The sequence below is a fragment of the Paraburkholderia sp. Ac-20347 genome, from assembly GCF_017104805.1.
Lineage (GTDB): Bacteria > Pseudomonadota > Gammaproteobacteria > Burkholderiales > Burkholderiaceae > Paraburkholderia > Paraburkholderia tropica.
In genome coordinates this window covers 1-241 of record NZ_JAAGPN010000569.1, presented here as the reverse complement: position 1 = coordinate 241, position 241 = coordinate 1, and the positions used below count along the sequence as shown (strand labels likewise).

At 43.2% G+C, this 241-nt stretch carries 1 protein-coding gene; it reads right to left on the bottom strand.

The window, feature by feature from the left end; all coding sequences use genetic code 11:
• A partial coding sequence (locus G3N97_RS40275) for a hypothetical protein (protein WP_205997987.1) occupies positions 1–241 on the bottom strand: 241 nt, incomplete at both ends.

The window sequence follows — 241 nt, the reverse complement described above, 5'->3', positions numbered from 1 at the left end:
CCTTGAAAAAAAAAATCCTTCTTCCTTCTCTCTTCTTCCTCTCTCTCCTTTCTCTCTTTTCCCCTTTCCTCTCCTTTCTTCTTTTCTCTTCTTTTTCTTTTTCCTCCTCTCTTTCCCCTTCCTCTTTTTTTCTCTCTTTCTCCCTTCTTCTTTTCCTCTTTCCTCTCCCTCCCTCTTTCCTCTTTCTTTCCTCCCCTTCTCTTCTCCTTTCTCCTTCTTCCCTCCCTCTCTCTCCTTTCTC